Genomic DNA, 3,691 nt, shown 5'->3' with positions numbered 1-3,691 from the left:
CGCTACGCCCGCAGCGGCCTGGGTATGGCCGATATTCGACTTCAGCGAACCCAGCCACAGCGGTGCGTCGGTGCGACGATCCTGACCGTAGGTGGCCAGGATCGCCTGCGCCTCGATCGGATCCCCGAGAACGGTGCCGGTTCCATGCGCTTCCACGACGTCCACATCCGAAGCCGTCAGACCGGCGTTGGCCAAGCTGCGGCGAATGACTCGCTGTTGGGAAGGACCATTCGGGGCGGTCAATCCGTTCGACGCACCGTCTTGATTGATCGCCGAGCCACGCACGATTGCGAGCACATCGTGCCCGAGCCGACGAGCTTCCGACAACCGCTCCATGACCAAAACGCCCGCACCCTCCGCCCACGCGGTGCCGTCGGCGGCTTCCGCGAACGGTTTGCACCGGCCGTCGGCAGCCAGTCCGCGCTGCTGGGAAAAGCCCACAAACACATTCAGATTCGCCATCACCGTCACACCACCGGCGAGGGCCATGGAACATTCGCCCGATCGCAGCGCCTGCGCGGCATGATGGAGCGCGACCAGCGACGAGGAGCACGCGGTGTCGACCGAGACCGCCGGGCCCTCCAAGCCGAGGGTGTAGGAGATGCGGCCCGAGGCCACACTCAGTGAGGTGCCGGTTACCTCGTAGCCGGTCGCTGCAGCGGGATCGCCCCCGTAATCGGTGTTGCCGATGCCGACGAAGACGCCGGTGTCGCTGCCGCGCAGGGTATTCGGGTTGATTCCGGCATGTTCGAGTGCTTCCCAGGTCGTTTCCAGCAGCACTCGCTGCTGGGGATCCATCGCGAGTGCTTCGCGCGGGGAGATACCGAAGAATTCGGCATCGAACGCGGCGCCATCATGCAGGAAGCCGCCTTCGCGCACATACGACTTTCCAGCTACACCCGGTTCGGGATCGAAGAGATTCTCGACGTTCCATCCGCGGTTGGAGGGGAACGCAGAGATCGCATCGCCTTCCGCGATCACCAACTCCCACAAGTCCTCCGGTGAGGACACCCCGCCCGGCAGGCGACATCCCATACCAACGATCGCGACCGGCTCGTCGGCGACCGGTATCGGTGTTGCAGTCACGTCCGGGTGCGCGGCTGGGCCATCGGTGTGCAGTTGCGCGATCACGAACCGTGCGACAGTTTCCGGTGTCGGGTAGTCGAAGACCAGCGTGGCAGGCAATCGTAGGCCGGTGACCTTGTTCAGCCGGTTCCGAATCTCCACCGCGGTCAGTGAATCCGCGCCCAGCTCACGGAAATTGCGTTCGGGATCGATGCCCGCAGAGTCGTCGTGACCGAGCGCGAGAGCGACATGCGTACGCACCGTCTCGAGCACCGCGTCCCCTACCTCGACGTCGGGGAGATGGGCGAGGCGTTCTCGCAGGACCGGCCGGTGGAGGGCCTCGGGCATGCTGGTGGGCCGCGGGACCGCAACCAACGCCCGCAGGATCGGCGGCAATGTCCCGGACTGCCCCAGGTCGGCCAGTGCGGCCTGGTCCACCGATGCCGCGATCACGCTCGCCCGGTGCTGCGCAATGGCCGCGTCGAACCAGGCCAAGCCCTGTTCGACGGCCATTGCCGTTATGCCGTCACGGGCGAAACGGGAGGTGTCCTCGGTGCGCAGGCGAGCGTCCATACCGCGGCCGGAGTCCCACAGTCCCCAGGCGATCGATGTCGCCGCCTGCCCACGCGCGCGCCGGTACTCGGCGAGTGCGTCCAGAAACGTGTTGGCCGCAGCGTAATTGCCTTGTCCCGCAACGCCGAATACGCCGGCGGTGGAGGAGAACAGGACGAACAGCGCAGGATCCAGTGCGCTCATGGCCTCGTGCAATTGCCAGGCCGCATCGGCTTTGGCACTCAAAACCGTATCGAGCCGGTCTGGGGTGAGAGTCGCGATCACACCGTCGTCGAGTACGCCCGCGGCGTGGATCACGCCTGTCAACGGCGCGTCGAGCGGAACCGAAGCGAGCAGATCCTGCACCCCAGCTTTCGTCGAAACATCGCAGGCGATCACCGCAGTGTGTGCGCCAGCATCGGTGAGTTCCGTGAGGAGGTCTCTCGTTCCGGGTGCGTCGTGGCCACGACGGGATGCCAGCAGCACGGATCGGACGCCATGGGCTTTGACCAAATGCCTCGCCAGCAGTGCTCCCAAACCGCCTGTGCCACCTGTGATCACGACGGTGCCCTCGGAGAAGTCCCGCCGCACCGACCGGCGATCCGAGACCGGCAGACGGTTCATTCGCGGCAGATGGGCGACGCCGTCACGGATGACGACCTGCGGTTCACCGCAGGTCAAGATCTGCGCGAGCACCGCCTCCAGCGTCGCACCGGATACCGTGCTGTCGATATCGGCGAGGACGATCCGGCCCGGATCCTCCGACTGTGCCGATCTCACCAAACCCCACACGGCAGCGGCAGCGACATCGGAGATCGCGTCATCTGCCACAGCGTGCCGAGTGAGAACCACCAAAGTGCTGTGCTCGAAGCGAGTTTCACCGTGCCATGCCTGGAGCACGGTCAACATCTCGTGCGCGGCGTGGTGGAGTCGATCCACAACCGCTGTACCGGCAGGCCAGTCGCGCAAGTCGAATACGACCACGGCCGGAGCAGCGGAGCAGCCGGCGATCCAGTCGATGAAGCTCTCGGCTGTGACGAAGTACTCAGTCGCTGACAGCACCGTTGGCGGGGCCGGATCGGCCTGCGCAAACCAGTCGAGAGCCAGCAATCGCTGTTCTGGCGCGGTGAGCTCCTCGACCATGTTCGGCCCTGGTGCGACCGTGCCGGCCGCGGACGCTTCGATCCAATAGGGACGGCGCTGGAACGGATAGAGCGGCAACGGCACTTGATGACGAGACGTATTTTCCCACAACCGCTTCCAGGAGACCGTCTCGCCACCTGTGGTGGAATCCACGGTTGCGAGGGCGGTCAGCAGACTCGCCGACTCCGCGCGGTTGCGGCCCAGTACCGCGACCACATCCGCATCGAAGGTGTCCTCGTCCCCGGCGGCGCTGATCAATCCGGTCAATCCGCCATCGGGACCGGCCACGACGAACCTCGATACCCCGGACTCGTGAAGTGTTCGGATGCCGTCGGCGAAACGCACACACTCGCGGACATGCGACACCCAGTACGACGGTGACAGCATCGACGAATCCGCCTGCACTCCGGACAGATTCGACACGATCGGAATTGAGGGTTCACGCCACTCGAGGCCTGCCAGCTGCTGTGCGAACTCGGCCAGCATCGGGTCCATCGAGGGCGAGTGGAAGGCGTGCGATACTTGCAACCACCGAACCCGGCCCGCATCCGCGAGCCGCGCCGCGACGGCCTCGACCTCGGATTGCGAGCCCGAGATCACCACTGAGCGAACACCATTGACCGCAGCGATACCCACTGAGGGCACCGGCAACTCCGACAGTACGGCCGCCACCTCGGCTTCTGTCGCGGTGAGTGCGGCCATGGCACCCCCGGGCGGTAAGGCCTGCATCAACCGTGCCCGCGCGGCCACCAGCACCACCGCGTCCTGCAGCGAAAGCACCCCGGCCACATGTGCGGCGACAATCTCGCCGATGGAGTGTCCGGCGACCATATCCGGAGTGAGGCCGAACCATTCGAGTAACCGCGCGGTGGCCACCCCGACCGCGAACAATCCGGTCTGTGCGAACAGCGTGGAAATCAGCATTTCCGAA

At 65.6% G+C, this 3,691-nt stretch carries 1 protein-coding gene; it reads right to left on the bottom strand.

Translation table 11 applies throughout. The annotated features are described in order from the left end of the window. The coding region (locus tag ACFWPJ_RS27465; protein WP_378855584.1) for an SDR family NAD(P)-dependent oxidoreductase at positions 1-3,684 on the bottom strand (3,684 nt) is incomplete at its 3' end. Between the last annotated feature and the right edge of the window lie 7 nt (positions 3,685-3,691).

The sequence above is a fragment of the Nocardia sp. NPDC058497 genome (assembly GCF_042720195.1).
Taxonomy (GTDB): domain Bacteria; phylum Actinomycetota; class Actinomycetes; order Mycobacteriales; family Mycobacteriaceae; genus Nocardia.
This window is presented reverse-complemented; position numbering and strand designations above follow the sequence as displayed.